The sequence below is a fragment of the Streptomyces sp. NPDC034037 genome, assembly GCF_055575715.1.
In genome coordinates, this window is the sequence record NZ_JBVISC010000007.1 from 145,103 (window position 1) to 169,783 (window position 24,681).

Annotated in this window: 26 protein-coding genes and 1 tRNA gene; 22 read left to right on the forward strand and 5 right to left on the reverse strand. The window is 70.3% G+C overall.

Annotated elements, in window-relative coordinates; translation table 11 throughout:
• The first annotated feature begins 4 nt into the window (after positions 1-4).
• The 13 genes from kdpA (at position 5) to ACZ516_RS24695 (ending at position 11,450) form a co-directional block, all read left to right on the forward strand.
• Entirely contained in the window at positions 5-1,672 is a 1,668-nt protein-coding gene (kdpA, locus tag ACZ516_RS24635; protein WP_469011683.1) for a potassium-transporting ATPase subunit KdpA, read from the forward strand.
• A complete protein-coding gene (gene kdpB / locus ACZ516_RS24640) occupies positions 1,669-3,843 on the forward strand; it encodes a potassium-transporting ATPase subunit KdpB (RefSeq protein ID WP_469011684.1) in 2,175 nt (724 codons plus the stop codon). Before kdpA ends, kdpB begins: the two co-directional genes overlap by 4 nt.
• Before the next feature lie 7 nt (positions 3,844-3,850).
• Positions 3,851-4,528: a potassium-transporting ATPase subunit C gene (locus tag ACZ516_RS24645; protein ID WP_469011685.1), complete on the forward strand. Its 678-nt coding sequence runs from the start codon at positions 3,851-3,853 to the stop codon at positions 4,526-4,528.
• A 473-nt stretch (positions 4,529-5,001) separates the two neighbouring features.
• Positions 5,002-5,211, forward strand: coding sequence for a hypothetical protein (locus ACZ516_RS24650; protein ID WP_189418471.1), 210 nt, complete (start codon positions 5,002-5,004; stop codon positions 5,209-5,211).
• Entirely contained in the window at positions 5,195-5,707 is a 513-nt protein-coding gene (locus tag ACZ516_RS24655; protein ID WP_469011686.1) for a DUF6879 family protein, read from the forward strand. Before ACZ516_RS24650 ends, ACZ516_RS24655 begins: the two co-directional genes overlap by 17 nt.
• The gene (locus tag ACZ516_RS24660) at positions 5,704-6,537 is read left to right on the forward strand and encodes a helix-turn-helix domain-containing protein (protein ID WP_469011687.1); all 834 of its coding nucleotides are present in this window, start codon (positions 5,704-5,706) and stop codon (positions 6,535-6,537) included. The genes ACZ516_RS24655 and ACZ516_RS24660 overlap by 4 nt, the downstream gene beginning before the upstream one ends.
• A gap of 301 nt (positions 6,538-6,838) precedes the next feature.
• Positions 6,839-6,961, forward strand: coding sequence for a hypothetical protein (locus ACZ516_RS24665; protein ID WP_268257584.1), 123 nt, complete (start codon positions 6,839-6,841; stop codon positions 6,959-6,961).
• A 78-nt stretch (positions 6,962-7,039) separates the two neighbouring features.
• Positions 7,040-7,177, forward strand: a complete 138-nt coding sequence (locus ACZ516_RS24670) for a hypothetical protein (RefSeq protein ID WP_358581225.1) — start codon at positions 7,040-7,042, stop codon at positions 7,175-7,177.
• A gap of 14 nt (positions 7,178-7,191) precedes the next feature.
• The gene (locus tag ACZ516_RS24675) at positions 7,192-8,379 is read left to right on the forward strand and encodes a cupin domain-containing protein (RefSeq protein ID WP_469011688.1); all 1,188 of its coding nucleotides are present in this window, start codon (positions 7,192-7,194) and stop codon (positions 8,377-8,379) included.
• Positions 8,376-9,281, forward strand: a complete 906-nt coding sequence (locus tag ACZ516_RS24680) for an aldo/keto reductase (protein WP_469011689.1) — start codon at positions 8,376-8,378, stop codon at positions 9,279-9,281. The genes ACZ516_RS24675 and ACZ516_RS24680 overlap by 4 nt, the downstream gene beginning before the upstream one ends.
• On the forward strand, positions 9,262-10,116 hold the full coding sequence (locus ACZ516_RS24685; protein ID WP_358581234.1) for a hypothetical protein: 855 nt from the start codon (positions 9,262-9,264) through the stop codon (positions 10,114-10,116). The genes ACZ516_RS24680 and ACZ516_RS24685 overlap by 20 nt, the downstream gene beginning before the upstream one ends.
• Positions 10,117-10,192: 76 nt before the next feature.
• On the forward strand, positions 10,193-10,663 hold the full coding sequence (locus tag ACZ516_RS24690) for a hypothetical protein (RefSeq protein WP_358581236.1): 471 nt from the start codon (positions 10,193-10,195) through the stop codon (positions 10,661-10,663).
• A 241-nt stretch (positions 10,664-10,904) separates the two neighbouring features.
• Entirely contained in the window at positions 10,905-11,450 is a 546-nt protein-coding gene (locus ACZ516_RS24695) for a hypothetical protein (protein WP_469011690.1), read from the forward strand.
• An 88-nt stretch (positions 11,451-11,538) separates the two neighbouring features.
• Here ACZ516_RS24695 and ACZ516_RS24700 read toward each other — a convergent pair.
• Positions 11,539-11,626 (reverse strand) — tRNA-Leu (locus ACZ516_RS24700).
• A gap of 169 nt (positions 11,627-11,795) precedes the next feature.
• Here ACZ516_RS24700 and ACZ516_RS24705 point away from each other — a divergent pair.
• From ACZ516_RS24705 to ACZ516_RS24715, 3 genes are all read left to right on the forward strand, one after another.
• The gene (locus tag ACZ516_RS24705; protein WP_467465392.1) at positions 11,796-13,139 is read left to right on the forward strand and encodes a M20/M25/M40 family metallo-hydrolase; all 1,344 of its coding nucleotides are present in this window, start codon (positions 11,796-11,798) and stop codon (positions 13,137-13,139) included.
• Between the two features lie 210 nt (positions 13,140-13,349).
• Positions 13,350-13,583 (forward strand): chaplin ChpH, encoded by a 234-nt coding sequence (chpH, locus tag ACZ516_RS24710; RefSeq protein WP_358696309.1) that lies wholly within the window; start codon positions 13,350-13,352, stop codon positions 13,581-13,583.
• 136 nt (positions 13,584-13,719) lie between these two features.
• The gene (locus tag ACZ516_RS24715) at positions 13,720-14,499 is read left to right on the forward strand and encodes a chaplin (RefSeq protein ID WP_358696307.1); all 780 of its coding nucleotides are present in this window, start codon (positions 13,720-13,722) and stop codon (positions 14,497-14,499) included.
• Between the two features lie 121 nt (positions 14,500-14,620).
• On the opposite strand, the gene ACZ516_RS24720 is transcribed toward ACZ516_RS24715, so the two are convergent.
• Complete coding sequence (locus ACZ516_RS24720) at positions 14,621-14,809, reverse strand: DUF5703 family protein (RefSeq protein WP_127911640.1); 189 nt, start codon at positions 14,807-14,809, stop codon at positions 14,621-14,623.
• Between the two features lie 47 nt (positions 14,810-14,856).
• Here ACZ516_RS24720 and ACZ516_RS24725 point away from each other — a divergent pair, with 47 nt between their 5' ends.
• Positions 14,857-15,624 (forward strand): hypothetical protein, encoded by a 768-nt coding sequence (locus tag ACZ516_RS24725; RefSeq protein WP_469011691.1) that lies wholly within the window; start codon positions 14,857-14,859, stop codon positions 15,622-15,624.
• A gap of 266 nt (positions 15,625-15,890) precedes the next feature.
• On the opposite strand, the gene ACZ516_RS24730 is transcribed toward ACZ516_RS24725, so the two are convergent.
• Together ACZ516_RS24730 and ACZ516_RS24735 are read right to left on the reverse strand one after the other, a co-directional pair.
• Positions 15,891-18,116, reverse strand: coding sequence for a helix-hairpin-helix domain-containing protein (locus ACZ516_RS24730; RefSeq protein WP_469011692.1), 2,226 nt, complete (start codon positions 18,114-18,116; stop codon positions 15,891-15,893).
• Complete coding sequence (locus ACZ516_RS24735; protein WP_358578927.1) at positions 18,113-19,093, reverse strand: aldo/keto reductase; 981 nt, start codon at positions 19,091-19,093, stop codon at positions 18,113-18,115. The genes ACZ516_RS24730 and ACZ516_RS24735 overlap by 4 nt, the downstream gene beginning before the upstream one ends.
• Before the next feature lie 186 nt (positions 19,094-19,279).
• Here ACZ516_RS24735 and ACZ516_RS24740 point away from each other — a divergent pair, with 186 nt between their 5' ends.
• Together ACZ516_RS24740 and ACZ516_RS24745 are read left to right on the forward strand one after the other, a co-directional pair.
• Positions 19,280-20,335, forward strand: coding sequence for an LLM class F420-dependent oxidoreductase (locus ACZ516_RS24740; RefSeq protein WP_361078972.1), 1,056 nt, complete (start codon positions 19,280-19,282; stop codon positions 20,333-20,335).
• 304 nt (positions 20,336-20,639) lie between these two features.
• The gene (locus tag ACZ516_RS24745; RefSeq protein ID WP_469011693.1) at positions 20,640-21,425 is read left to right on the forward strand and encodes a ferritin-like domain-containing protein; all 786 of its coding nucleotides are present in this window, start codon (positions 20,640-20,642) and stop codon (positions 21,423-21,425) included.
• A 31-nt stretch (positions 21,426-21,456) separates the two neighbouring features.
• Here the strand turns inward: ACZ516_RS24745 and corA are convergent, their stop codons facing one another.
• Positions 21,457-22,455, reverse strand: coding sequence for a magnesium/cobalt transporter CorA (corA, locus tag ACZ516_RS24750; protein WP_358697500.1), 999 nt, complete (start codon positions 22,453-22,455; stop codon positions 21,457-21,459).
• Between the two features lie 61 nt (positions 22,456-22,516).
• On the opposite strand from corA, the gene ACZ516_RS24755 reads away from it, so the two are divergent.
• From ACZ516_RS24755 to ACZ516_RS24765, 3 genes are all read left to right on the forward strand, one after another.
• Positions 22,517-23,203 (forward strand): histidine phosphatase family protein, encoded by a 687-nt coding sequence (locus ACZ516_RS24755; protein WP_358578939.1) that lies wholly within the window; start codon positions 22,517-22,519, stop codon positions 23,201-23,203.
• Between the two features lie 87 nt (positions 23,204-23,290).
• Positions 23,291-23,881 (forward strand): DUF3090 domain-containing protein, encoded by a 591-nt coding sequence (locus tag ACZ516_RS24760; RefSeq protein WP_358578942.1) that lies wholly within the window; start codon positions 23,291-23,293, stop codon positions 23,879-23,881.
• On the forward strand, positions 23,845-24,666 hold the full coding sequence (locus tag ACZ516_RS24765; RefSeq protein WP_358697498.1) for an SCO1664 family protein: 822 nt from the start codon (positions 23,845-23,847) through the stop codon (positions 24,664-24,666). The genes ACZ516_RS24760 and ACZ516_RS24765 overlap by 37 nt, the downstream gene beginning before the upstream one ends.
• Positions 24,667-24,681: the final 15 nt, after the last annotated feature.

Sequence of the window (24,681 nt, forward strand, 5' to 3'; positions counted from 1 at the left end):
GGATATGAGCCCCGTCCTTGCCGGCGTGCTCCAGCTGCTCGCTCTCACAGCGGCGCTCGCCCTGACCTACCGCCCCCTGGGCGACCACATGGCCCGCGTCTACGGCTCGAAGAAGCACCTGCGGGCCGAAAAGTGGATCTACAAAGCAATCGGAGCCGACCCCGACTCCCCGATGCGCTGGACCGCGTACCTGCGCGGCGTCCTCGCCTTCTCCCTGGCCGGGGTCCTCTTCCTCTACCTCCTCCAGCGACTCCAGGGCTCGCTGCCCGGCTCGCTCGGCTTCCGGTCCATCGACCCGGACCAGGCCTTCAACACGGCCGCCTCCTTCGTGGCGAACACCAACTGGCAGTCGTACGCCGGCGAGCAGGCCATGGGCCACGTCGTGCAGACCGCGGGCCTCGCCGTGCAGAACTTCGTCTCGGCGGCGGTGGGGATCGCCGTGGCGGTGGCCCTCGTACGCGGCTTCACGACGCGCTCCCGCACCGGTGAGCTGGGCAACTTCTGGGCCGACCTGGTGCGCGGCGTCGTCCGGATCCTGCTGCCGATCTCCGTGATCGGCGCGCTGGTCCTGGTCGCCTGCGGCGCCCTGCAGAACTTCTCCGGCATCCACGAGATCGGGCAGTTCATGGGCGGCAGCCGGCAGTGGAACGGCGGCGCGGTCGCCTCACAGGAGGTCATCAAGGAGCTGGGCACGAACGGCGGCGGCTACTTCAACGCCAACTCCGCCCACCCCTTCGAGAACCCCACCCCCCTGTCCAACCTCTTCGAGATCTACCTGATCCTCGTCATCCCCTTCGCGCTGACCCGCACCTTCGGCAGGATGGCCGGCTCGCTCCGGCAGGGGTACGCCCTCCTCGCCACGATGGCGACGATCTGGCTCGGCCTCACCGCGCTGATGATGTGGACGGAGTTCCACCACGGCGGGCCCGCGTTCGACGTGGCGGGCGGGGCCATGGAGGGCAAGGAGACCCGCTTCGGGATCGGCGGCTCGTCGCTCTTCGCGGTGGCCACCACGCTCACCTCCACGGGCGCGGTGAACTCCTTCCACTCCTCCTACACCGGTTTCGGCGGCGGCATCGAGATGCTCGGCATGCAGCTCGGCGAGATCGCGCCCGGCGGGGTGGGCTCCGGCCTCTACGGCATGCTCGTCATGGCGGTCATCGCGGTGTTCGTCGCGGGCCTGATGGTCGGCCGCACACCCGAGTACCTGGGCAAGAAGATCGGCACCCGCGAGATCAAGCTGGCGGCCTGCTACATCCTGATCACCCCGGCGCTCGTGCTCGGCTTCACGGCCGTGTCGATGGCGCTGCCCACGCCCAAGGACTCGATGCTCAACTCCGGGGCGCACGGCTTCTCGGAGATCCTGTACGCCTACACGTCCGGCGCCAACAACAACGGCTCGGCCTTCGGCGGCCTGAGCGCGGACACGAACTGGTTCAACACCACGCTCGGTCTCGCCATGCTGCTCGGCCGCTTCCTGCCGATGGTGTTCGTCCTCGCGCTCGCCGGCTCGCTGGCCCGGCAGCAACCGGTCCCGACGACGGCCGGCACCCTGCGCACGGAGAAACCGCTCTTCGCGGGGCTGCTGGTCGGCGCCATCTTGATCATCACCGGTCTCACCTACTTCCCCGCGCTCGCGCTGGGACCGCTCGCCGAGGGGCTGGCGTCATGAACACACACACGAAGAACCACCAGACGGACGAGCACGACGAGACCACCGGGACACGCGCGCCGGGCGAGAGGGGTGCGACGGCCGCCGGCCCCCACGTGGACGTGCCGAGCGGACCCGGGACCGCCGAGGAGAACAAGGTCGGCGCGGGCCTCTTCGACCCCGCCCAGCTGCTGAGGTCCCTGCCCGACGCCGTCCGCAAACTGCACCCGCGGACCATGGTCAAGTCGCCGGTCATGTTCGTCGTCCTGATCGGCTCGGTGGTCACCACCGTGCTCGCCGCCCTGGACCCGGGGAACTGGTTCGGCTGGGCGATCACCGGCTGGCTCTGGCTCACCACGCTCTTCGCCAACCTCGCCGAGGCCGTCGCCGAGGGCCGCGGCAAGGCACAGGCCGACACGCTGCGCAAGGCCAAGACCGGCACCGTCGCGCGCCGCCTGACCGGCGGCGCCGAGGAGAGCGTGCCCGGCACCGAACTGCGCGTCGGCGACCTCGTGGTCTGCGGGGCGGGCGACATCATCCCCGGCGACGGTGACGTCGTCGAAGGCGTCGCCTCCGTCGACGAGTCAGCGATCACCGGGGAGTCGGCCCCCGTCATCCGCGAGTCCGGCGGCGACCGCTCGGCCGTCACGGGCGGTACGAAGGTCCTCTCCGACCGCGTCACCATCAAGATCACGACGAAACCCGGCGAGACGTTCATCGACCGCATGATCAACCTGGTCGAGGGCGCCGCCCGCCAGAAGACGCCCAACGAGATCGCCCTCAACATCCTCCTGGCGTCCCTGACCATCGTCTTCCTGCTGGCAGTCGTGACGCTGAAGCCCTTCGCGATCTACGCCGGGGCCGACGACCAGACGTCCCTGATCGTCCTGACGGCACTGCTCGTCTGCCTCATCCCGACGACCATCGGCGCCCTGCTCTCCGCGATCGGCATCGCGGGCATGGACCGCCTGGTGCAGCGCAACGTCCTCGCCATGTCGGGCCGGGCCGTCGAGGCCGCGGGCGACGTCTCCACGCTTCTCCTGGACAAGACCGGCACGATCACGCTGGGCAACCGCCGGGCCGCCGAGTTCGTCCCCGTACGCGGCACCACCGCGGCCGAACTGGCCGACGCCGCCCAGCTCTCCTCGCTGGCCGACGAGACCCCCGAGGGCCGCTCCGTCGTCGTACTCGCCAAGGAGAGGTACGGCCTGCGCGAACGGCACCAGGGGGAGCTGACCGGCGCCGCGTGGGTGGCGTTCACCGCCCAGACCCGCATGTCGGGTGTGGATGTCGACGGCCGCAAGGTCCGCAAGGGCGCGACCGGTTCGGTCATCGCCTGGGTCGAGGAGCGCGGCGGCCAGGTCGCCGAGGACGCGCGGGCACTCAACGACCGGATCTCACAGGCCGGCGGCACACCGCTGCTGGTGGCCGTGGAAGACGCCGCCGGCGCCCGGGTCCTCGGGGTGATCCACCTCAAGGACGTCGTCAAGGAGGGCATGCGCGAACGCTTCGACGAGCTGCGCCGCATGGGCATCAGGACGGTCATGATCACGGGCGACAACCCGCTGACCGCCAAGGCGATAGCGGACGAGGCGGGCGTGGACGACTTCCTCGCCGAGGCCACGCCCGAGGACAAGATGGCGCTGATCAAGCGCGAGCAGGCCGGCGGCAAGCTGGTGGCGATGACCGGCGACGGCACCAACGACGCCCCCGCGCTCGCCCAGGCCGACGTGGGCGTGGCGATGAACACCGGCACCTCGGCCGCCAAGGAGGCCGGGAACATGGTGGACCTGGACTCCGACCCCACCAAGCTCATCGAGATCGTCGAGATCGGCAAGCAGCTCCTGATCACCCGGGGCGCCCTGACGACCTTCTCCATCGCCAACGACGTGGCGAAGTACTTCGCCATCATCCCGGCCATGTTCGCGGTGGCGTACCCGAGCCTCGACAAGCTCAACGTCATGAGCCTGTCCTCGCCCGAGTCCGCGATCCTCTCGGCGGTCGTCTTCAACGCCCTGATCATCGTCGCGCTCGTGCCGCTGGCCCTCAAGGGCGTGCGCTACCGCCCGATGAGCGCGGACCGGATGCTCCGCCGCAACCTCGGCGTCTACGGCCTCGGCGGCCTGGTCGCCCCCTTCATCGGCATCAAGATCATCGACGTACTCATCTCCCTCATCCCCGGCATTGGGTGACGCGACCATGAACAACTCCGTGACCAACACCGCCCGGCTGCTCGGCGCGGGACTGCGCGCGCTGCTCGTCCTGACCCTGCTCTGCGGCGTCCTGTACCCGCTGGCGGTCACCGGCGTCGCCCAAGCGCTCTTCCACGACAAGGCCAACGGCTCCGAGATCGAGGCGCACGGCAAGGTCGTCGGCTCCGAACTCATCGGCCAGCGCTACGACTTGCCGCTCAAGCGGGGCCAGAAGACCCCCGCCCCCGACCTGCGATGGTTCCAACCACGCCCGTCGAACGGCCTGGGCGAGAACAGCGTCAACACCGACCACAAGCTGCTCCTGTCCGGCGCCACCAACCTCGCGGGCGACAGCGAGGAGCTGATCGCCCAGGTGAAGGAGGCGAAGGCGGCAGTCATCAGGGACAACTCCACCGCGTCCCACAAGATCAACCCCACCGACGTCCCCGCCGACGCGGTCACCTCCTCGGGCTCCGGCCTGGACCCGCACATCTCCCCGGCCTACGCCGCCCTCCAGGCCCACCGCGTGGCGGAAAAAAACCACCTGAGTGTCCCCCAGATCCAACACCTGATCACCAAAAACACCACCCCCCGAACCCTGGGCTTCCTGGGCGAACCCCGAGTCAACGTCCTACGCCTGAACCTGGACCTCAAGGAACTGACGTCCCACAGCCCCACCCCCTGACCCGCGAGAAGGCTCCCTTTCGGACTGCTGTCGCCCGCTTCCTGCGGGACGAGAGCAGTCCGACGGCCATAACGCTCGCCGGCATGAACGGGTACGCGGATCTGTCGCGTCCGGCAAGCGTCACGCCACACCCCCGGAAACGCAGAAAACCCCAGATCAACTGGGGTTCTCGCTGGTGTCCGAGGGGGGACTTGAACTCTCTTATCGGGCCCCTGTTGGTCATGCGTTGGTCACGTGAACCAACCCTCCTCCGAGGCGTCTGTCCCTGGTCAGGCTTCCCGGACAGCGCCACGGGGCTACGCCCAGTCTGCACGGGCACGTGCGCGACCACGTACCGGGGTGGCGCCGGGGTGGTCGATGCCCTGTTTATGCAAGGACACGCATAGTCGCGTTCGCGCATAGACGCGTGACACCGCCCCCTCTAGTGTCGTTGGGCGGGCGGCCCAAACGGGGCCAGAGCAAGGGGGTTTGGCATGTCCGAACGTTCGGCACTCACCCGGCTCACCGGCAACGGCAACGGCGAGTGCGGAGAGAAGGACTGCCCGAACGTGTACCGCACGGCTACCGGGTCGTTCGTGGTGCAGGGCGACGTGTCCGACGCCTTCACCCCGCCCTCCGGGGAAGGGCTCGTGGAAATCCCGGAGGCTGTTCTCAGGGAGGCGTTCCGTGCACTTGGATGGTGACGCGTGGAATGACTGCTTCGATTCCATGGAGCGTGAGGCGTGGCGGTTGGAAACGCTGCCCGTTTACACCGTGTCCCAGGAAGCGGAGAAGCTGAAGCGCTTTCTCGCCGGGGAGAAATCCCCCGACGATTACACGTCGGCCTGGATGGACGAGGTTCGACAATGGACCTCGGAAGGAAAGAGTGTCGGCAGGGTGCACGTCGTGACCCGCCCGCTCTCGGACTACCTTCGGTTCGAGTTCGAGTATTACTACCGGCACCACGTGAAGGTGGGCGAGGATATCCGCATCCTCGACCTCGCCGACCGGGAGAACCCGGGACTTCCGGATCAGGACTTCTGGATGTTCGATGAGTCCAAGGTGGTCCTGATGAACTACCGGGCGGACGGGACGCAGATAAGCCGGGAGCTCTACGAGGGTGATCCCGAACCGTACCGGCAGTGGAAGCGAATTGCCGTTGCCGAGTCGGTTCCATTCCTGGAGTACGTGAGCGGGTGACGTTCGACCCTGAGCAGATGGGCCAGCCGAAACAGGAACTGGCGGCCCTGCTGAAAGAACTACGCAAGCGAGCCGGCCTCACTGGGGACCGGCTCGCTCGGCGTTGCAACATGTCCCAATCGAAGATCAGCCGGATTGAGAACGGGAAAGCTCAGCCTAGCCTACTGGACCTGGAAAGAATCCTACGAGTCGTCGTGGCTCCACCCGAGGTCATCGAGGAGGTCGTCGCCCTCGCGCGGCTGGCCAACACCGAATGGCAAGACTTGCGCTCGCTGCGCCGTAGGGGCCTGGAGAAGAAGCAGACTGAACTTGCAGCCCTCGAATCCTCATCTACGGACTTCCGCTTCTTCCTGCTCTCGATGATTACAGGACTGCTGTCCACCCCTGAGTACATCCGGGCCAGCCTTGCCCATTCCCCGGCCGATGTCACTAAGACGATCGCGAGGAAGCTGGAGCGGCAGGAGGTTCTTTACGACACTAAGAAGCGGTTTACCTTCATCCTGACCGAGCAGGCTGTGAGGTGGCCGCTCCTGACCCCGGCTGCGATGGCAATGCAGATTGACCGACTGGCCTCGCTTACCTACCTTACGAACGTGAAGCTCGGCGTTATCCCAATCGCGGGATGCAAACCCATGGCGCCTATGGACACCTTCACCATCTATGACAACACGCTGGCCACTGTGGAGAACACGACCGGTGTCGTGATCCTGAGAGATCCGAGAGACATCGAAATGCATCTCGAACTGTTCTCCACGCTGGAGGGGTACGCATTGTTCGGGGAGGAAGCGCGAGCGTTGTTGGCGGAGTGGTCTGCCGCTTGCCGTTCATGATCTTTAGTCCATGACGGGAAAGAACTACACAGCCCCCGCTTTCCAGGTCAATGATTCCCCCCATGGCGGCGACCGAACGAGACGAAACGAGTAACCGCGACGGCGGACGCATGACCCTGCGGGTGTCATACGACGGCGGCCGGACGTACGGCCCGGTTCGTGAGGTGCAGGTGGACCCGCGCAACGCAGTGATCTTGGGTTCACCGACCAAGTACCCGCCCTGCGGGTGCCCTTGGTGCACGGGCCGCAGCTCGCCGTCTGTGAGTGATCTCCGCCCTGTCGCGGCGGAGCAGAAGACGGCGTGAGTCGCGGCCTGGGCCGCTGGGTGCTGCGCCACTTCGGCCGGTACGCGGGGTCGCTGTACCTGGCCATGATCCTCGGCGGCTGTGCCGTGGTTCTCGCCGGAGCCCTGGCGATCCGGTAACCGCCGGGCTCGCCGTTGTCCCCCTTTGCTTCCCGCCTGATCCCGGGCGGGAGTCCCCGAGAAGAGAGAGGTAGTCCGATGGTGGAAGAGAACACCGGATCCGTGGCCCCCGAGGGGGGTGGCCTGCTCATCGCGAAGCGGAAGATCGTGGCCGCGCGCACCCGTGCCGAGCAGGAGTCTGACGTCAGCAGTGGCCGTTCCGACGGCAACGACTGACGGGAGCGCCCACGTTGCTTGATGCAGCCTCGTGGGCGGGGCGTCTGGGCGGGGACAAGTTCCTCGCCCAGACGTACCACCGCTCCTACGCGCACTTCCCCGGGGTCGCCGACACGGCGAGCCTGTTCTCCTGGGATGACCTGAACCGGATCATCGCCACGCAACGGCTGGAGCCGCCCCGGCTGCGCCTCTCGGTCGACGGCGAGATGGTCCCGCTGTACTGCTACGCCATCCCGACGACGAACCGCCGCGCAGTCACCTGGTCCCGCATCCAGCCGTCCGACTTCCACGCCCAGCTCAGGGACGGGGCGTCGCTGGTCCTGGACGCGGTGGAGAAGATCCACCCCGCCGTGGGGGCGGCTGCGGAGGGGCTGGAACGCTTCCTCGGGACTTCCGTGCAGGCCAACGTGTACGCCTCGTGGACCGAGCGGGAGGGCTTCGGCCGGCACTGGGACGACCACGATGTCGTGGTGGTGCAACTGCACGGCTCGAAGCGGTGGCGCCTGTGGGGGATGACCCGCGAAGCGCCCACCTTCCGGGACGTGGAGTCGCCGGAGGAACCGGAGGGCGACCCGGTGGCAGACCTCGTTCTGTCCCCCGGTGACGTGCTCTATCTGCCGCGCGGCTGGTGGCATGCGGTCACCGCTGACCAGGGGACGGAATCCCTTCACCTCACGTTCGGGGTGGTCCCGCACACGGGCGCTGACCTGATGCTGTGGGTCGTCGATCAGCTCCGGGCGTCCCTCGTGCTGCGCAGGGACATTCCGCGCTTCGGCTCGCTGGCGGAACAGTCGGACTTCACCGATGCGCTGCGCCGTGAGGTGGCCGACATGTTGGCGGACCCGCGCCTCGTTGAGCGGTGGGCGGAGTCGATCGACACGACGGACCTGGGCCACCCGATTCCGTCCCTGCCCTACGTGGACGGGCTCCCCGTACGAGGAGAGATCACGGTCAAGCTCACCGCTCCGAGGGGTCGCCTGACGGCGAACCGCGAACAGGGCACGGTCACCTTCTCGGCGGCCGGTACCGCATGGGACTTCGCCGTGTCCGCCGCGCCCGCGCTGGGCACGCTGCTGACCAACCGGCCGACCACGCTGGGGGAGATGGCTGACTCCGCCGGGCTTGAGGTCAAGGAGGTGGCCGCACTGGTCTCCGTCCTCATCGACGGCCACGCCGTCGCAGTCGTGGGGACGGCGCTGTGACCGCCGCGCTCTGCCTGGGGACATACCGCGTGCGTGCCGTCAGTCAGGCGGCACGCACCGCCCTGGCTGCCGGTAGCCCCTGGGTGGACACGGCACCCAACTACGCCCATGGCCGGGCGCATGAGGAACTGCGCCCGGTTCTCGGGGAGTACCCGTCCGTGCGGGTGGCCACGAAGACGGGGTTCTTCACGGAGGAGCAAGGCCGTACCGCCCTGGCTGAGGGAGTGCTCACCCGGGAAGAGGCGGCCGGTAGGTACAGCCTTGAACGGGGCTTCATCCGCTGGCAGACGGAGCGATCCTTGGCCGCGCTCGGGCGCGTAGACGTGGTGTTCGTGCACAACCCCGAGCACCACGGGCACGGCCTTGACCGTGCCGCTCTGCACGGGCGCGTACGGGAAGCCTTCACGGCGCTGGAAGAGTCCGCCCATGCGGGCAGGATCGGCGGGTACGGCGTCGCCACCTGGTCGGGCCTGACCTCCGGAGCGCTCAGCGTCCCCGAGTTGCTCACGCTCGCCCGGCAGGCGGCCGGTTCCGCCGAGCACCACTTCACGGGCTTGCAGATGCCCGTCAGCCTGATCATGGATGCCCCGATCACACAGGCCCTGAACGGCGGCGGACCACTGGTACAGGCGAAGGACGCGGGGCTGATCACGTTCGGCTCTGCTCCCTTGCACGGGGGCGAACTCCTCAACGCCATGACACCCGAACTGGTGAACCTCATCCGACCCGGCCTGTCGGCCGCAGCCGCTGCCATGCTGGCCGCTGGCTCGTGCCCCGGCCTCGATGTCGTCCTGACTTCCGCGAGCACCCGCGAGCACTGGGACGATGTGGCCAAGGCTCTGGCTGCGCCGCTGACGGCCCAGGAACTCAGGAGAATGACGGATGAACTCGCCGGTGAATGAGGAGGTGCAGGCCCTGATGGAGGCCGCTCACGACCGGGCGGCCAAGGCACTGGGCCTCACCTGCACGGGGCCGCTGGCGTGGGGCTTCCTCGGTGTCACTCTCGGACGCCGAGCGGGGGACCGGTGGCTACGGGTCAGCCGGACGGCGAAGAGGAACGCGGGTAGGAAGGCGGGGGAAGGCATCGTCGGCGCCTCGGAGTTGGTGCCTGACGGCGTGCCCCGCCCCCACCTGTACGCGGTGCATGACTGGACTGACGGCGAGTGGGCCTTCGAGTCGGAAGTCCTGGACTACCTCACGCAACCCATCGTGTCCCCGGACCGGGCCGACATCGACCACGACCCGGGGTTGCCTGACGAGTGGTGGGCGGACCTTCGCCAAGCCCTGGCCCTGCTCGCTGAAGCCGAGGGAGTGAAGGCAACCGTGCGGGACGGGTGGATCGAACGAGCCTTCCCCCAGTTCCTCGGCATCCCTGCCCCCGCCAAGGTGGAGCGGGTGACCGGTCACGGTGACCTGCACTGGGGCAACCTCACCGCCGCGCCCCTGTGCCTGCTGGACTGGGAGCGGTGGGGACGGGTGCCCTTCGGCTATGACGCGGGACTCCTCCACGCCAACAGCCTGCTTGTTCCCGACGTAGCCGCCCGCATCCGCAAGGAGTTCGTGCCGATCCTCGACACCCCCGCCGGCCGAATCGGGGAACTCGCAGCCCTGGCCGAGATGCTGCAAGCGGTAGCCCGTGGCTGGTACCCCGACCTTGCGCCCCACCTTGTCACCTGCGCGGAGGCGCTCACCGGAGTGCGCCCGCCCGTCCCGGTGCACTCCGAGGTGAACGCCTGACTGCGCCCCTGTACGCCTGTCTCAGGCGCTCTCACCGATGTGCCGGTACAAGGTGGCCCGGGAGACCCCCAGGGCCTTGGCGATTGCCGTGACGAACCGGGAGAAGGTCGCGGCGGCCGAGATCTACGCACTCGCGAGCGTTCTCAAGGATCTGCCTGGCCGACTGACGGATGAGTACCTGGCCGTTCTCTCGTCGCTCTATGTGAGAGCGGTCGATCTCGGTCAACGGGCACCGGTCCCGCTGCTGGAAGAGCTGACCGACACCAAGCAGGCCACCTTGAAGGGTCACCTCCGGGCGGCGCGTCAGCGGGGATTCCTGACCAAGGTCGAAGGCAAGGCCGGCGGACAGCTCACGGACGGGTGGCTTGCCAAGCACCGGGGCGAGGACACCACGAAGGAGGGGTACGGGCCGAAGATCCGCCTGCACATCAAGCCGCACATAGGCAAGGTCAAGGTGGTGGAGGTGACGGACGAGCGGCTGGACGAGCTGTACCGGCTCCCGGAGAGCACAAACACAACATCATCTCGGCCGCGCTGGACTCGGTGACGGACCGAGGAAGCTCCTCACGGTCAACCCGGCCCACACTGCCAACCCGCCCACGGAACGGCAGATCAAGGCGGCACAGCCCGACTTCCCCACGCTCAACGATCACGAGACGACGCACTTCCTCAAAGAGATATGGAAGCCGTGCGGCAACCGGGCGTGCGATGACGGACTGATCCACCACTGCCTCCGGGACGCCCCCCTGTGGACCTCGTACGCGGCGACCTCATGCCGACGCAGCGAAGTGCTGGGGTGGAAGTGGTCGCTCATCCACTGGGATGAGTGCGCCATCGAACTGGCCTGGGTCGTGGTCGAGGAAGGCAACACCTACCGGCTGCGCAAGCTCACCAAGGACGGAGACGACAACGCGATCATCTACGTAGACCAAGCCCTGATGAACGTCCTGAAGTGGCAGAAGGAACGCCAGGACGCGGAGCGGGAACGCCTCGGGGATCTCTGGGTGGACCATGACCTCGTGTTCGCCCGCGACGGCTTCAAGCTGTACCGGAGGGAGGCAGGCGGACCACAGGACCCCGAGAAGGTGTCGGCCCGCTGGCGGACGGCGCGTAACCGTCTGCACCTGCCGGAGAACTTCCGGCTGCATGACTGGCGAGCGTCGAAGATCACGAACGATCTCGACAACCACGAGAACCCGGTAGAGGTCTCGGCCGACGCCCGGCACCACTCGCCGGGCTACACCATGTCGCGGTACGGCAGGCGTCGCGCTGAGGGGGCGAAGAAGCTGGCCGCTTCCAGCGCTGCCCGAATCGGCCTGTCATCCCTGGTCTGACCAGGAAGTTCGCTCGGCTGTTGGTCACGTGGTTGGTCACGCCACAGCCGGAGAAACAGAAAAACCCCAGATCAACTGGGGTTTTCGCTGGTGTCCGAGGGGGGACTTGAACCCCCACGCCCGATAAAGGGCACTAGCACCTCAAGCTAGCGCGTCTGCCATTCCGCCACCCGGACCAGGTGTGTGTCTCGCGGGGCGTTCCCCGCGGCGACACAGAGAACATTACCAGGCTTCCGGGGGTACTCGATCACCCCGCCACCTGGCGTGAACTGCTGATGGCGGGCGCCGCCCGGCCTTGGGCGCGGAGGCCGGGAGAGAGAGGATGAGGGGGACCACCAGCAGCGAATGCGGGAGGAGCCCAGCGTGAGCGGGTCCAGCACGGGCAAGGCCGTCACCGGTGAGGACGAGGTCGTCGACCTCTGCCGGGAACTCATCCAGATCGATACGAGCAACTACGGCGACCACTCGGGCCCGGGGGAGCGCAAGGCCGCCGAGTACGTCGCGGAGAAGCTCGCCGAGGTCGGTCTCGAACCGAAGATCTTCGAATCCCACCCCGGCAGGGCCTCGACGGTGGCGAGGATCGAGGGCGAGGACCCCTCGCGGCCCGCGCTGCTCATCCACGGCCACACCGACGTCGTGCCGGCCAACGCCGTGGACTGGACGCACCACCCGTTCTCCGGCGAGATCGCGGACGGCTGCGTGTGGGGCCGGGGCGCCGTCGACATGAAGGACATGGACGCGATGACCCTCGCGGTCGTACGGGACCGGATGCGCAGCGGCCGCAAGCCCCCGCGCGACATCGTCCTCGCCTTCCTGGCGGACGAGGAGGCGGGCGGCACGTACGGCGCCCGGTACCTCGTGGACAACCACCCCGACCTCTTCGAGGGCTGCACGGAGGCGATCAGCGAGGTCGGCGGCTTCTCCTTCACCGTCAACGAGAACCTGCGGCTCTACCTCGTCGAGACGGCCCAGAAGGGCATGCACTGGATGAAGCTGACCGTGGACGGCACCGCGGGGCACGGCTCGATGATCCACCGGGACAACGCGATCACCGAGCTGTCCGAGGCCGTCGGGCGCCTCGGGCGGCACAAGTTCCCGGTGCGGGTCACCAAGACGCTGCGGCACTTCCTCGACGAGCTGGGCGACGCGCTCGGCACCGAGCTCGACCCGGAGAACATGGACGCGACGCTCGCCAAGCTCGGCGGCATCGCCAAGCTCATCGGCGCCTCGCTCCAGAACACCGCGAACCCCACCCAGCTCGGCGCCGGTTACAAGGTGAACGTCATCCCCGGCCAGGCCACCGCGCATGTCGACGGCCGCTACCTGCCGGGCTACGAGGAGGAGTTCCTCGCCGACCTGGACCGGATTCTCGGTCCGCGGGTCAAGCGCGAGGACGTGCATGCCGACAAGGCTCTGGAGACCACCTTCGACGGGGCGCTCGTCGACGCCATGCAGACCGCCCTGCGCGCCGAGGACCCGATCGCCCGCGCGGTGCCGTACATGCTCTCGGCCGGCACGGACGCCAAGTCCTTCGACGACCTCGGCATCCGCGGCTTCGGCTTCGCGCCGCTGAAGCTGCCGCCGGAGCTGGACTTCGCCGGCATGTTCCACGGCGTCGACGAGCGGGTGCCGGTGGACGGCCTCAAGTTCGGCGTCCGGGTGCTCGACCGGTTCATCGACGCGTCCTGACGGAGGCGGCCCCGGCCTGACGGCAACGGGCCGTGAACCGACTGCAATACGGCCGTTTTACGTGCTGAAACGACTCTCCAATAATCGTCAGCACGTACGTACGTGCCTGAGAAGAGTGAAAGGAGCCTTCGGCTCGTAGCCCCGCAACCCCCTCCTCGTTACAGGTGGTGCAGTCCGCGGCTGGGACTGCATTGCCAACAAGGAGGAATAATGATCAAGAAGGTCGTCGCTGCTGCGGCTGCCACTGGTGGTCTCGTGCTCGCGGGCGCGGGCATCGCCGCCGCCGACGCCGGTGCCCAGGGCGCCGCCGTGAACTCTCCCGGTGTCCTCTCGGGCAACGTACTCCAGGTCCCCGTGCACGTGCCGGTGAACGTCTGCGGCAACACGGTCAACGTGATCGGGCTGCTGAACCCCACCTTCGGCAACACCTGCATCAACAAGTGACGTTGTGCCTCACCCGTTGAGGGTCTGAGTCCGTCGGCCCCGGAGTGCACGCCATGCGCTCCGGGGCCGACGGATATTCCACGTCCGGGCGAGCACGTCCGTGCGTACTTCGGAAGGTAAAAGGCAGGGAACAGCTATGCGACAGGTCACGCGCAAAGGCCTGATCACCGTGGCGGCCGCGACCGGCGTACTCGCCGCGACCGGTGGCTACGCACACGCGGACTCCACCGCCCAGGGCGGCAGTTCGAACTCGCCCGGCGTATTGGCGGGCAACTCGGTTCAGGCCCCGGTCGACATTCCGGTCAACGTCTGCGGCAACACCGTGAACGTCGTCGGGGTCCTGAACCCCGCGATGGGCAACTCTTGCACCAACGGCTCCGGCAAGGGCGGCGGCGGTTCGCACAAGCCCTCCGGCGGGGCGAAGGCCGAGGGGCACGCCGCCAACTCGCCCGGTGTCGGCTCCGGCAACAACGTGCAGCTGCCGGTGGACGTCCCGGTCAATGTCTGCGGCAACAGCATCACCGTCGTCGGCGTCGGCAACCCGGCCTTCGGCAACCACTGCGCCAACGAGGCCGGCCACTCCAAGCCGCCCGGCGAGAAGCCGCCGACGGAGCCCGAGGAGCCGGGCGAGCCGGGTGAGCCGGAGGAGCCGGGCAAGCCGGAACACCCCGGCAAGCCGGAGGAGCCGGGCAAGCCGGGAGAGCCCGGTAAGCCGGGGCAGCCGGGCAAGCCCCACGTCCCGGGCGGCCACGACAAGCCGAACCACCCCGGCACGCAGGTCGTCACGCCCCCCAAGGGCGCCTCGCAGCTCGCCGAGACGGGCAGCTCGCTGCCGATCGGCATCGCACTGCCGGCGGGCGCGGGCGTGCTGCTCGCGGGCACCGTGCTGTACCGGAGGGCGCGGGCGTCCGCCTGAGCCGCCCCGAGCCCGAGAACACCGGAAACGGAGCGTGCCCCGCCGTCGCGGGGCCCGCTCCGTTTCCGTGTCATCCCCCCTGTACTCGGCCCGAGCCGGCCCGCCAGGCGCCCGCACCGGCCTACCAGGTGGCCCGCACCTGGCGGATGATGCGCCGTTTCAGCCGCACTCTGCGGCTCCCGTCGGGATGCAGGCTCAGGCGGTCCAGCTCCCAGTGTCCGTACTCCGCGTGGTCCGTGAGCAGACGTGTGGCTTCCTTGCGGGTGACCCCGCGCGGGACGTAGACGTCGACAAATTCGTATTCCGGCATCGCATCTATTGTGCGGGCACCGGCCCGGTACGGATAGCGTCTGCACTATGTCTGATGCTGCGCAGCCCACCGCTGCCGAGGTACGTGCCGCCGCCGAGGCGGTCAAGACCGCGCTCGACCGCCACCTGGCCGCGGTCGAACGCAGGTCGGGCGAGGACGATCCGGCCGTGTACGAGGCCTTCAACGAACTCGCCGCCGCGGCCGAGGAGTACGACGAACTCCTCTACGACCGCTACGACGAGGTCACGCCCTTCGAGATCCCCGGCACCGACGACGCGCTGCCGCCCTACCGGGGCCCCGAGGAGGCGAACGCGCTGAGCGTGCTGATCCGCCGCGACTACGCCGTGGCGGAGCCGCAGCGGCTGCTCGCGCAGGCCCAGCGGGTCGCCGACGCCGACGTCCCGGGGCAGCGGGGCGCGGGCCCGGCCGACACGGTCCACGGCGCGCTCGGGGTCCTGTTCGGCGAGTTCGAACCGGACGAGATCGCCTCGCGGCACAAGGAGTTCGGGCTGGAGGAGGGCGACTCCACGGTGTGGGTCACCGCGGCGGACGCCCCCGCCGAGCCGGGGGAGTGGCTGGAGGCCCCCTTCGAACAGGCCGATCCGCACCGGGTGGTGTGCCGCTTCGACGTCAGCGCGGTCTTCGACGACGAACTGGACGACGAGGCGCTCGACGGCCTCGACGCGGACCCCGACATCGACCCGGACCTGGCCGTACCGCTCGATGAGATCGAGATCGTCGAGATCGTCGAGGTCGATGACATCACCGAGGCTGACGGGAAGGGGCCCGGCACGCGGGGCGCGGGCGGCCGCTGAGGCCTGCCCGGGCCGTGCTCAGAGGTCCGCGCCCGCCCCTTTGACGGAGGCGGGCGCACGGCCGAGGAGGGCCCGTGCCGTGCGGGCCAGATGACCTGGTCGGCAAAGCCTGCGACGGCCGCGGCCGCGGCCACCGACTCACCGGGCAGGGCGGCGACGGCCACCCGCAGCCGGGACCACGGCCGCAGCCGTACGAGCGGGATACCCACGGCCGTCCGCACGAGGCGGGCCCCCGGCGAGGTCGTGGGCGGGGCGGATGACGGGTCTCAGGAGGCCGACGTCGGGACCTGGGGGCGCAGCAGTGTCCGCAGGCGGGTCGTGCGGTCCTTCCAGAGGCGCTCCGCCACCGCCCGGGGCAGCTCCTGCTCGACGCCCTGGACGACCGACAGGTGCCGCTCGCCCCGGCTGAACGCCGTGTAGACCCACGGGCGGGTCAGCGACTGCCCCGCGTCACCCGGGAGCACCACGACCACCGCCGGCCAGCGCAGGCCCGCCGCCTGGTGCGCGGTGAGCGCCCAGCCGTGCCGCAGCTCCTTGTCCACCCGCTCCTTGGGTACGACGACGGGGGCGCCGTCACACTCCAGGTGCAGCCCCTCCGCGTCGGCCCGCACCACCCGGCCGAGCGTCGTGCGGCCCGCCGCCGGCGCGTGGGCGACGCGGTCGCCGGGGTCGAAGCCGCCGAAGCGGCCGGGGCCGGGGTTCAGCCGCTCCTTCAGCGCGGCGTTGAGCGCGCGGGTGCCGGCCGCGCCGCCGTGCCCGGGCGTGATGACCTGCGTCTGCTCGGCCGGCACGCCGATCGCCCTCGGCACCGAGTCCGCGACCAGCTGCACCGTGCGGTGGATCGCCTCGGCGGCGTCGCGCACCGGGACGAGCACGACTTCCTTGCCCGGCGCCTCGACCTGGTTCAGCTCGCCGATGCCGATGCCCGACGTCAGCTCCCCGAGCGGTCCGGGGTCGGGGGTGCGCGAGACGATCTGCGGGCAGCACCGCGCGGCCACGAGGTCCGCGAAGACCCGCCCGGGGCCCGCCGACCACAGCACGCCCGGGTCGCCGCTCAGCACCAGGCGGGCGCCCTCGGGCAGCGACTCCACGAGCATCGCCGCGCTCTCCACGTCCAACTGCGGGGCGTCCAGCACGACCAGCAGGTCAAGTGCGAGGGCGCCGTCCGCGTCCCGGCCCGGGCCCTCGGCTCCGGAGAGCAGGCCCGCCACCGTCACGGCCGTCTCGTCGGCGCCGATCGCCCGCGCGAGGCGGCGCCGTCCGTCGACGCTGTGCGCGGCGGCGCACACCCGCAGGCCGAGCGCCGCGGCCGCCGTCACCAGCGCGGCGGGCTCCGCGCGCGCCGCCTCGCCGCCGGAGTGCAGCACGAGGCCGTGCCCGGCGGTGGCGCGGATCAGCTCGGCCGTGGAGCCGGACGTCTGCCCCGCCGCGGTCTCCCACTCGGCCGCCCCGGGGCCCGGGCCCTCTTCCTTGGGCAGGGAGTTGATGATCCGGGCGAGTCCGTCGGCGAGGCTCTCCTCCGCCATCGCGTACCGCTCCAGGCCGATCAGCACGCGCACCGGGCACTCCTGCTCGCCGTCCGTGCCCTCCTCCCCGTCCCGCGCGCTCTCGTCGTCCGAGCGCTGGACCGGCACCTCGGCCCCTTCGAGGGCGTCCTGGAAGACCAGGGCGTCCCCCTCGGCCAGGGCGCTCTGCAGCGCGGCGTCCGGGTCCGGCACGGCCCGCTGCCCGAGCGCTGCGGTCAGCGCCGGGACGTCCAGCGCCGTGTGCCCCGCGACGGCGGCCTGCTCCAGGAGCCAGCCGGTGATCGCACGGCCCCTGCGCTCGTCGTCGGGCCCGCACTCGGGGCCCAGCAGCGCCCTGGCGAACCCGTCGGCCTGCTCGGGCCGCACCCCCGTCACCCGCAGCAGCTGCCAGGGGTCCGAGCGCAGTCGCTCAGCGGCTCCCTCGCCGAGAGCGGCGGCCGTGGGCGCGGCGAGGGCGGCGGGGGCCCCTCCTTCGGCGAGCACGGCGCCGACCGCGGCGACCATCTCCTCGGCGGGTGCCGCGGCCGGCTGCCGGGGGCGCACGGGTTCCTGCGCGGGGGCGGGCGCGGGCCTGCGCCGGGCGGGCTCCGGCTCCCGGAAGGCGCCGGCGAGGGGCTTCTCGCCGCTCTCCACGGCGCGTACGGCGGCCAGCAGGTCGGCGGCCGTCCCGCTCAGCTTGGTGCCGGCCTGGATCGGCCCTTCCTTGGCGGCCTTGCGCTGCTCGATGCGCTCCCGCAACTCCCGCTGCGCGGCGATCTCCGCCTCGGTCTCGGACACCTGGGCGCCCTCGGCCGTACCGTCGGCGGCGTCCTCCGCGGCCCCTTCGGGCGTGCCGTCAGCGGTGGCATCGGCGGCCTCGGGAGCCGGTGACGTGGTGTCGTCCTGGGGCTCGGCCCCGGAGTCCCGCTCGGCCTCGGGCGCGGCCTCGGTCCCGGGCTCCTCCGCGGCGGCGGGTTCCGTACTCACAGCGTGCTCCAGTCGTGATCGGGATAGCGGTGCACCGGCGCCGACACGTCGTCGAGCGCCCGGCAGATCTCGTCAGGAAGACTAAGGGTCTCCACTGACAACGCGGCCGTGAGCTGCTGCGCGTTGCGCGCGCCGACGATCGGCGCGGTCACGCCGGGGCGGTCCCGCACCCAGGCCAGGGCGACCTGGAGGGGCGTCGCCGCGAGCCCGTCGGCGGCCGTCGCGAGGGCCTCCACGATGTGGCCCGCCGCGTCGTCCAGGTAGGGCGCGACGAACGGCGCCATGTGGTCGGAGCCGCCGCGCGAGTCGGCCGGGGTGGCGTGGCGGTACTTCCCGGTGAGCACGCCCCGGCCGAGCGGTGACGAGGGCAGCAGGCCCACCCCCAGGTCGATGGCGGCGGGCAGCACCTCGCGCTCCACGCCGCGCTGCAGCAGGGAGTACTCCATCTGCGTACTGGCGATGCGGGTGCGCGAGCCCGGCATGGCCAGCTGCCAGGTCGCCGCCTTGGCGAGCTGCCAGCCGCAGAAGTTGGACACCCCCGCATAGCGGGCCCGGCCGCTGCTGACCGCGATGTCGAGGGCCTGCAGGGTCTCGTCCAGGGGCGTCGCCGGGTCGAACGCGTGCACCTGCCACAGGTCCACGTAGTCCGTGCCGAGGCGGGCGAGGGAGGCGTCGAGCGCGGAGAGCAGATGGCCGCGTGAGCCGTCGAAGCGCCGCTCGGGGTCGGGCACGCTGCCCGCCTTGGTGGCGATGACGAGGTCGCGCCGGGGCACGAGCCGCTCGATCAGGCGCCCGAGCAGATACTCCGACTCCCCGTCGCCGTACACATCGGCGGTGTCGACGAGGGAGCCGCCCGCCTCCCAGAACGCCTTCAACAGGTCGGCGGCGTCGCTCTCCCCGGTGTGGCCCCAGGTGAGGGTGCCGAGCCCGATACGGGACACACGCAGGCCGGTCCGGCCGAGATGCCTCTGCTCCATGGGCGCTGAGATTACTGGCCGCGCCCGGGCGGCGGGCGAGCCTGTGGACAAACCGGCGACTGGGGAGAACCGGGTCACCCGGGAGGTGCCCGGCGCCCCCACGGGCCCCTGACGGATCAGGTGCTCGCACGCTACAGTCCCGGCACAGGGACGTTACTCATGAGTACAGCGGTAAGGGGATCGGCCATGCAGCTCGGTATCAACCTCGGCTACTGGGGCGCCGGGATGGACGCGGACAATCTCGAGGTCGCCAAGGAGGCCGACCGGCTCGGCTACGCGGTCTGCTGGGCCGCCGAGGCCTACGGCTCGGATGCCGCGACGGTGCTCTCCTGGGTGGCCGCGCAGACCGAACGCATCGACATCGGGTCCGCGATCTTCCAGATCCCGGCGCGGCAGCCCGCGACGACCGCGATGACGGCCGCGACCCTCGACTCGCTCTCCGGCGGCCGCTTCCGGCTGGGCCTCGGCGTCTCCGGCCCGCAGGTCTCCGAGGGCTGGTACGGCGTGAAGTTCGACAAGCCGCTGGCCCGCACCCGCGAGTACGTCGAGATCGTCCGCAAGGCCATGACCCGTGAGCGGCTCTCCTACGAGGGCGCGCACTGGACGCTGCCGCTGCCCGGCGGCCCCGGCAAGCCCATCAAGCTGACCGTCCACCCGCCGCGCGAGCACATCCCGCTGTACATCGCCGCGATCGGCCCGAAGAACCTGGAGCAGACCGGCGAGATCGCCGACGGCGCCCTGCTGATCTTCCCGGCCGCCGAGCACCTGGAGGAGACCGCCCTGCGGCACCTGCGGGCCGGGCGTGAGAAGGCCGGCCGGACCATGGACGGCTTCGACGTCGTCCCGACGCTGCCGATCGCGGTCGGCGGGGACGACCAGGTCGACACGCTCGCGGACATGTTCCGGCCCTACACCGCGCTGTACGTCGGCGGGATGGGAAGCCGCAAGCAGAACTTCTACAACCAGCTCGCGCGGCGCATGGGATACGAGAAGGAGGCCGCCGAGATCCAGGACAAGTACCTGGCCGGCGACAAGGAGGGCGCGGCCGCCGCCATTCCGCGGCAGCTGATCGACTCGACGACGCTGCTCGGCTCCGTGGAGCGGATCGCCGACCGGATGCAGGCGTACGCGGCGGCCGGGGTCACCACGCTCACGCTGTCGCCCGCGGGCTTCACGCTGGAGGACCGGATCGCCGCGCTGCGGACCGGCACGGAGGCGCTGGAGCGCGCCGGCCTGGCGTAACCGCCGAGGAGGATTTCCGCGGGCCGGGGAGGCTTTCCGCGGGGCCGGGAGGGTTTCCGCGGCGCCGGGGAGGATTTCCGCGGCCGTGGTGGGGGCTCGGGGGGTCTTCCCCGCCACGGCCGTCACGGGGAACAACGCCGCGAGAGCCGGTGGGTTACGGCCTCGGGGCAGCCCTTGCCGTCGCCCGTTCGGCGCAGTCGGTCCGCGCCCCTGTTGCCCGGGGGTGAACCTCGCACTTGAGTGGGTCTCTGCGGAGGTTCGCGGACAGCGGCGGTCCGCGGACAGGCGCATGGAGGTGCCAGCGATGCTTTCGGCCAAGGGTGTCTTCGAGGAGATCCTCGACAACGACGAGTCGTTCCGGCTGTTCTGCTCCATCGCCGCCAGCGGCGAGGCCCAGGGCGGCTGGGAGAACGGCCGCATCGCCGCCCTGGTACCGGCGAGCGAGCGCGCGCTCGCCCCCAAGATCACCCGGCACGGGGCGGACGAGGACAAGCACGGCAGGATCTTCGGCGCGCTGCTGAAGAAGCGCGGTCTGACGCCGGTCGAGGTCCCGCACGAGACCGACTACACGATGCTGCTGGAGAAGCACGGCATCGGCCTCGCGCACGACAAGCTCAAGGGCGACGAGCCGCTGACCGTCCAGGACGTCCTGACCTACCTCGCGCACAGCAGGGTCACCGAACAGCGCGCCTCCGAGCAGATGCGGCTGCTCCTGAAGTACTTCGCCGACCACCCGGACATCGGCCGCGCCGTCCGGATGATCTCGAACGACGAGGACAACCATCTGGCGTACTGCCATGAGGAGCTGCTGCGTCTCGCCTCCGCCGGCCACGGCCACGCCATTCAGCGCACCCTGCGCGAGTGCGCCCACACCGAGATCCGGGTCTACCGCGACGTGAGCCTCGCCGTGATGGACCACATGGGGCGCATCCTGCGCTGGCCTCCCACGAAGCGGAAGGTGCTCGCCGCGGGCATCCACGCCGTATACGCGTTCGAGCGGCTCGGCGGCTGGCGGCGGATGGTGTCCCTGCGGCTGCCCGAGCGGCGCGACGCCCTGGGCGGGTCCGCTCCCGCGCCCGAGTTCGCGTAGGCCTCTCGCGGGCACCCGGGCGCGCGGCCGCCTACAGCCAGCCCCGCCGCTTGAACATGCGGTACAGGACCACTTCCATGACGGCCATCACCACGATCACGGCCGGATAGGTCCACTCCCAGTGCAACTCCGGCATGTGGTCGAAGTTCATGCCGTAGACCCCGGCGATCATCGTCGGGACCGCCGCCATGGCGGCCCAGGCCGAGATCTTGCGCATGTCGTCGTTCTGCCGGACGCTCATCTGCGCCAGATGCGCGGACAGGATGTCCGACACCAGCCGGTCCAGGCCCTCCACCGATTCGTTGACGCGCGTCAGATGGTCGTTGACGTCCCGGAAGAAGGGCCGCGCCGTCTCGTCCACGAAGGGCACCGGCGGCCCGAAGGGGCCCGCTCCGGAGAGCCGCGCCAAGGGCAGGGACAAGGGGTTGGTGGCCCGGCGGAACTCGAGGATCTGCCGCTTGAAGTTGTAGATCCGCGACGCGGTGTGGCGCGAGCCGCCGCCGTCCGGCGAGAAGACCTCCGTCTCCAGGCCCTCCAGGTCCTCCTGCAACTCGTCGGCGACCTCCAGGTAGTGGTCCACCGAGGCGTCCGCGATCGAGTACAGGACGGACGTCGGCCCGTGCTTGAGGACGTCGGGGTCGGCCTCCAGGCGGTCACGCACGGTGCCGAGCGGGGCGCCCTCGCCGTGGCGGACGGTCACCACGAACGAGTCGCCCACGAAGATCATGACCTCGCCGGAGGAGACGGTGTCGGTGTTCGGCTCGTACACGACCGGCTTGAGGACCATGAACAGCGAGTCGTCGTACACCTCCAGCTTGGGCCGCTGATGGGCCTTGAGGGCATCCTCCACGGCCAGCGGATGCAGCCCGAACTCCTCGCTGACCTTGTCGAACTCCGCCTCCGTCGGTTCGTGCAGGCCGATCCAGACGAAGGCCTCGTCGATGGTCCGCGCCTCGTCCAAGGCGTCGGAGAAGTCATGCGGGCCCTCACTGCGACGACCCTCTCGATAAATGGCACAGTCGACAATCACACTCCGCAGTGTTCCCAGCCACCCCGCAGGTATCACTCCCCGGGCGCTTAGGGTGGACCGTATGCCCACGCTGATCCTTGTCCGGCACGGACGCTCCACCGCCAACACAGCGGGTCTGCTCGCCGGGTGGACGCCCGGCGTGGCCCTCGACGAGCGCGGTGCCGCACAGGCCGCCGCGCTGCCCGCCCGGCTGGCCGACGTCCCCCTCGCCGAGGTCGTCACGAGCCCCTTGCAGCGCTGCCGGGAGACCCTCGCGCCGTTGCTCGCCGCCCGCCCCGGCCTCCAGGCGCACAGCGAGGACCGCATCGGGGAGTGCGACTACGGGGACTGGTCGGGCCGCAAGCTCGCCGAGCTGGCCGACGAGCCGCTGATGGAGGTCGTCCAGCAGCACCCCTCGGCCGCCCGGTTCCCCGGCGGGGAGTCCATGCGGGCCATGCAGACGCGGGCCGCCGAGGCGGTGCGCGAGTGGAACGCGCGCGTGGAGCGCGAACACGGCGAGGACGCCGTATACCTGATGTGCTCGCACGGGGACATCATCAAGTCGCTCGTCGCGGAGGCCCTCGGGCTCCACCTCGACCTGTTCCAGCGCATCTCCGTGGAGCCCTGCTCCGTCACCGTCATCCGCTACACCCGGCTGCGCCCCTTCCTCGTACGCCTGGGGGACACCGGCGACTTCGCCTCGCTCGTCCCCCGGGAGGAACCGCCGGGCGACCAGGCGGCGGTCGGGGGCGGTGCGGGCGCACCGTGATCGTCGCGCGCAGTAGGGTGAAGCGGGCTGAAGCAGGCCCCACCAGTTGAAGCAGCCCCTTTGCAGTCGATCCAATGGAGACAGGACGTGTCCCGTCAGGTGTTCCTCTACGACCCCCCGGAGCGTTTCGTCGCGGGAACGGTCGGGCTGCCCGGACGGCGCACGTTCTTCCTCCAGGCCTCGGCCGGCGTCCGGGTGACCAGCGTCGCCCTGGAGAAGACCCAGGTCGCCGCGCTCGCCGAACGCATGGAGGAACTCCTCGACGAGGTCGTGCGCCGCAGCGGGGGCAGCGCCGCCGTGCCGGCCGTCGCGCCCGCCGAGGTCACCGACAGCGCGCCGCTCGACTCCCCGGTGGAGGAGGAGTTCCGCGTCGGCACGATGGCCCTCGCCTGGGACGGCGAGGAGGAGCGGATGATCGTCGAGGCGCAGGCGCTCGTCGAGCTGGACGCCGACTCCGAGGACGACCTCGCCGAGGCCGAGGAAAGGCTCCTTCAGGACGAGGAGAACGGCCCGCCGATGCTGCGCGTGCGGCTCACCGGCGCCCAGGCCCGCGCCTTCGCCAAGCGGGCCCTCGACGTCGTGAACGCGGGTCGCCCGCCGTGCCCGCTGTGCAGCCTCCCGCTCGACCCGGAAGGACACGTATGCCCGCGTCAGAACGGATACCGGCGGGGAGCGTGACCACCGACCCCCGCACCCTCCTCACGCACGGGCAGCTCACTGTGCGCGGGCAGATCCGCGAGGCCTCGAACGCGGTGCTCTACTGCACGGTCGCGTACGAGGGCGAGGAGGCCGCCTGCGTCTACAAGCCCGTCGCCGGGGAGCAGCCGCTGTGGGACTTCCCCGACGGCACGCTCGCGCAGCGCGAGGTCGCCGCCTACGAGGTGTCACGGGCCACGGGCTGGGACCTCGTGCCGCCGACCGTCCTGCGGGACGGCCCGTACGGCGAGGGCATGTGCCAGCTGTGGATCGACGCCTCCGGGGACGAGGCGCTCCTGGCCCTGGTCGACGGCGACGAGCCCGGGGACGGCTGGAAGGCGGTCGGACGCGCCCAGGTCGACGAGGAGCGCACCGCGCTGCTCGTGCACGCGGACGACGACCGGCTGCGGCGGCTCGCGGTGCTCGACGCGGTGATCAACAACGGCGACCGCAAGGGCGGCCATCTGCTGGCCGCAGGCGGACGCCTCTACGGCATCGACCACGGCGTCACCTTCAACGCCGAGGACCGGCTGCGGACGCTGCTGTGGGGGTGGGCGGGGGAGCCGCTGACCGAGGAGGCCGTCGAGGTCCTGCGGGGCCTGCGGGAGGCGCTCGCGGACGGCGGGGCCCTCGCCGAACGGCTCGCCGCGCTCCTCACGAAGGTCGAGGTCGAGGCGGTGCGCGAGCGGGTGCGGTCCCTGCTGGAGTCCGGGCTGCATCCGGCGCCGTCGGGGGAGTGGCCGGCGATTCCCTGGCCGCCGGTGTAGGGCCGTAGGCCGCCG

Coding starts and splice junctions, on each gene's coding strand:
- kdpA (WP_469011683.1), top strand. CDS start 5: ATGAGCCCCGTCCTTGCCGGCGTGCTCCAGCTGCTCGCTCTCACAGCG.
- kdpB (WP_469011684.1), top strand. CDS start 1,669: ATGAACACACACACGAAGAACCACCAGACGGACGAGCACGACGAGACC.
- ACZ516_RS24645 (WP_469011685.1), top strand. CDS start 3,851: ATGAACAACTCCGTGACCAACACCGCCCGGCTGCTCGGCGCGGGACTG.
- ACZ516_RS24650 (WP_189418471.1), top strand. CDS start 5,002: ATGTCCGAACGTTCGGCACTCACCCGGCTCACCGGCAACGGCAACGGC.
- ACZ516_RS24670 (WP_358581225.1), top strand. CDS start 7,040: ATGGTGGAAGAGAACACCGGATCCGTGGCCCCCGAGGGGGGTGGCCTG.
- ACZ516_RS24685 (WP_358581234.1), top strand. CDS start 9,262: ATGAACTCGCCGGTGAATGAGGAGGTGCAGGCCCTGATGGAGGCCGCT.
- ACZ516_RS24705 (WP_467465392.1), top strand. CDS start 11,796: ATGCGGGAGGAGCCCAGCGTGAGCGGGTCCAGCACGGGCAAGGCCGTC.
- chpH (WP_358696309.1), top strand. CDS start 13,350: ATGATCAAGAAGGTCGTCGCTGCTGCGGCTGCCACTGGTGGTCTCGTG.
- ACZ516_RS24715 (WP_358696307.1), top strand. CDS start 13,720: ATGCGACAGGTCACGCGCAAAGGCCTGATCACCGTGGCGGCCGCGACC.
- ACZ516_RS24720 (WP_127911640.1), bottom strand. CDS start 14,809: ATGCCGGAATACGAATTTGTCGACGTCTACGTCCCGCGCGGGGTCACC.
- ACZ516_RS24725 (WP_469011691.1), top strand. CDS start 14,857: ATGTCTGATGCTGCGCAGCCCACCGCTGCCGAGGTACGTGCCGCCGCC.
- ACZ516_RS24735 (WP_358578927.1), bottom strand. CDS start 19,093: ATGGAGCAGAGGCATCTCGGCCGGACCGGCCTGCGTGTGTCCCGTATC.
- ACZ516_RS24740 (WP_361078972.1), top strand. CDS start 19,280: ATGCAGCTCGGTATCAACCTCGGCTACTGGGGCGCCGGGATGGACGCG.
- ACZ516_RS24745 (WP_469011693.1), top strand. CDS start 20,640: ATGCTTTCGGCCAAGGGTGTCTTCGAGGAGATCCTCGACAACGACGAG.
- ACZ516_RS24755 (WP_358578939.1), top strand. CDS start 22,517: ATGCCCACGCTGATCCTTGTCCGGCACGGACGCTCCACCGCCAACACA.
- ACZ516_RS24765 (WP_358697498.1), top strand. CDS start 23,845: ATGCCCGCGTCAGAACGGATACCGGCGGGGAGCGTGACCACCGACCCC.